The sequence below is a fragment of the Hymenobacter defluvii genome, assembly GCF_017589435.1.
Classification (GTDB): Bacteria; Bacteroidota; Bacteroidia; order Cytophagales; family Hymenobacteraceae; genus Hymenobacter; species Hymenobacter profundi.
The window spans coordinates 1-3,351 of record NZ_JAGETX010000048.1 but is presented as its reverse complement, the minus strand read 5'-3'; the positions used below and the strand labels follow the sequence as shown (position 1 = coordinate 3,351).

At 50.1% G+C, this 3,351-nt stretch carries 3 protein-coding genes; 1 reads left to right on the top strand and 2 read right to left on the bottom strand.

Features of this window, described 5'->3' with window-relative positions:
- Window positions 1–64: 64 nt before the first annotated feature.
- Window positions 65–787 carry an SDR family NAD(P)-dependent oxidoreductase gene (locus tag J4D97_RS22665; protein WP_208309577.1) on the top strand — a complete coding sequence of 241 codons (723 nt, stop codon included), beginning with the start codon at window positions 65–67 and terminating at the stop codon, window positions 785–787.
- A gap of 53 nt (window positions 788–840) precedes the next feature.
- Here the strand turns inward: J4D97_RS22665 and J4D97_RS22660 are convergent, their stop codons facing one another.
- Window positions 841–2,205 carry a RagB/SusD family nutrient uptake outer membrane protein gene (locus J4D97_RS22660; RefSeq protein ID WP_208309576.1) on the bottom strand — a complete coding sequence of 455 codons (1,365 nt, stop codon included), beginning with the start codon at window positions 2,203–2,205 and terminating at the stop codon, window positions 841–843.
- 20 nt (window positions 2,206–2,225) lie between these two features.
- On the bottom strand, window positions 2,226–3,351 hold a 1,126-nt coding region (locus J4D97_RS22655; RefSeq protein WP_208309575.1), incomplete at its 5' end, for a TonB-dependent receptor domain-containing protein.

Sequence of the window (3,351 nt, the reverse complement as noted above, 5' to 3'; positions counted from 1 at the left end):
TTACCGCAGAGGGCAGTGCGCCGTTGATCGGCCCGCCCGTTTCCGTACTTCATCTACTCATTCCATGCAATACTACATTATCACAGGCGCTAGCCGCGGCTTAGGCAAAGCCCTTGCAGAGGCTGTGCTGTCCTACCCCGATACCAAAGTGCTAGGCGTGTCCCGCCACGCCACCATTGAGCACGACCGATACCAGCACCAGCCCCTGGACCTATCGGATATGGAAGCGCTGCAAAACAACATCACGAAGATATTCCCCGCTTGGTCAGACGCTGACAGCATCACGCTCATTAACAACGCTGGTGTGCTAGGTGAAATAGCCTACGTAGGCGAACAGACCAACGAGCACTACAACTTCGTATTCGATGTAAATCTAGTGGCCCCCGCTATGCTGATGAATACTTTCTTGAGCGCTTACTCTAGTTTGAATGTGCCGCGCACTGTTCTCAACATCAGCAGCGGCGCCGCTCAGCGCCCTGTGGATGGTTGGGGTGCCTATTGTGCCTCCAAAGCAGCATTAGAAATGCTGAGTCAGGTAGCGCAGAAAGAGCAAGACTTGCGTGGGTCTGGCATCCGCATCCGGGCGCTAGCGCCAGGGGTAGTAGATACGGGTATGCAAGAGCAAATTCGGGGAGCAGACGAGCAAAGTTTTAGTGAGGCAGAGCGGTTTAAGGCATTGCATCAAGATGATATGCTGGCTGCTTCGGATGAAGTGGCAAAGAGGATACTTAATTGGTTGAGTAATAGCCCAAGCGAAAAGGTAGTAGCACGAATTGATACTATATAACAAAGAAGGTCCCGCTAGTATTAGCGGGACCTTCTTTGTTAATCTACTTTGGCCTAATAACCTGTGTTCTGGGCTGTAAGCTTGTTACTCAGGTTTACCTCACGTTGAGGTAGGGGGAATAGATTTCGGAAAGTTTGTGTGTACGTAGGCAAAGCTTGCTGAACTGTATTGGTGCGGCGCAGATCAAACCAATAAATGCCTTCGTAAGCCAATTCAAGCCTTCTCTGCAATAGAATGTCTGCTACTAGGTCGTTGGCTGTGGTAGCCTGCGTATTAGCTAGCCCAGCACGTTTACGAATAACATTCAATTGGGTAGTAGCAGTTGCTAAGTCGCCTGTACGGGCAGCTGCTTCAGCTATGGTTAGTACTACTTCAGCATAGCGCACTGCATTGAATGGATCATCACGTGTTGCTGTGCGCGTATACTTTAAGGTAGTACCGGCTGGGCTGGTAGCGGCGTTAATAGCCAGTCGTTTGTCGCCGGCAGGGTGCGCGGATACTAAGCTTTGGCCAGGGTTAAACTCATTTCGCCCACCTGGAGAAGGATACCAATAAAAGGCGTAAAAGTTTTGATCAGTATTAGAGAAAGCAACTTGCCAAATAGCATCAGGCGCCGTTGTGCCAGTAAGAGCAGCTCCCGCAAAATCTGTGGGAACAGAAACCACCTGCTTCGCATACTTTAGCGCATCTTCATACTTACGCATCTGCAACTCGAAGCGGGCGCGTAGAGCTAGTGCCGCATTCCTGGTGATGCGCGTGCCTGAATTGCCTGTCAAGTTAGTAATAGCAAAATCTAAGTCAGCACGGATGGCAGCAGCCACGTCGGCTTCGGAAGCACGGGCAATAGGAGCAGTTTGTTCGCCTACAGCAGTAGTGGCAGTAAGGCGGAGCGGAACGCCTGCCCCCCCGTCGTAGCCATAGCCATTTTCGGAACCGCCCCAGGCGCTTAGCAGATTCATGTAATGATAGGCGCGCAACGCGCGTGCCTCCCCCTGGGTTGTGAGCTTGGGAAAAGCAGGATCAGTGATATTTTCACTCTGCTCCAGCAGATAATTAACACGATTAATACCATCATAGATGATATTCCACGTGTTGCTGATCTGCACGTTGTCTGGCAGCAATAAGTTCTGGCCAGCGTAGCCGTAGGTAGTATTATAGGTGCCAACGTGCGTGATGTTGCCAGCTATTAGCTCTACCATAGAAGAGTACCCTACCCCTTGATAATCGGTAGATTGCACTGCATCATAAGCACCCAGGAGACCAGCAGCAGCGTCTTCTTTGGTTGCATAGCCAGTGGAAGAGCTAACGGCGTTGCGAGGCTCTACATCGATAGCCTTATCGCAGGCTCCGACTGCTAAGCCCAAACTCAGCAGCAGGGCTGAGCGAGTAGCAAATTGATGAAAGGAAAATATGGACATGAATGAAATGAGCAAGAAGATTAGAAACCAAGCGTGATGCCCCCGGTGATGGTGCGAGCCTGCGGGTAAACGAAGAAGTCTGTTCCCAAAGACTGGTTGTTACCCGAGAAGGTGTTTACCTCTGGGTCGAGACCTGAATAGTTAGTGAATGTCACCAGATTCTGCGCCTGCGCGTAGATTCGTGCCGAGCGCATGTGAATGCGCGTAAGCAGCGTTGTTGGCAAGTTGTAACCTAGTGTTACAGTCTTGAAGCGGGCAAACGAGCCATCTTCCAAGAAGCGGTCCGAGGTACGGTTGTTCGCATTTGGGTCACCGTAAACGGCGCGTGGAATATCCGTATTAGTGTTTTCTGGAGTCCAGCGATTCAACACAGCTTTATCTTGCCCGTATGATGTGCTCATGCTTTGCGTATAGGACTTAACCGAATTGTAGATTTCATTGCCTACGTTGAACTGAAGTAGCACATTCAAATCAAAGCCTTTATAGCGAAGCGTGTTGCCAAAACCGCCGTAGTACTTTGGCTGAGCATTACCCATAATTTCTTGGTCGTCGGCAGTGATAACGCCATCCCCATTCAAGTCTTTGAACTTGATGTCACCAGGGCTAGTGCTAGCCGTTTGGTACGTGGCAGTAGCGCGACCTGTAGCTGCCCGCGCTGCTTCATTCAGCGCATTAATTTCAGCTTGCGATTGGATAATGTGGTCAACACGGTATCCATAGAAAGCACCTAGCGGCTCGCCTACCTTAAGACGGCTGGCAAATCCTGAAGCCAGACCCGTTGGGCTGGTGTCTGAGGAAAGGGCCGTTACTTTGTTGCGGTTGAAGCTGATGTTGAAGTTGGTTTCCCAGTTGAAAGCACCTTCTACGCCCCGAACGTTAACCGTATTCAGGTTGATTTCAAGTCCCTTGTTTTCTAGATTACCAATATTGGCGCTATAGCTTGTAAAGCCAGTATTGGCAGAGATAGGCTGATTCAGTAGCAAATCATCGGTCTTACGCTTGTATACGTCAGCCGATACATAGAATCGGTTGTCCAAGAAGGCAAAGTCAACACCCAGATCAGCAGTGCGTGTACGTTCCCACTTCAGATCAGGGTTAGCTAGCTGAGAAAGTACGAGACCACCTTGATCCAGATAATTATAGCCA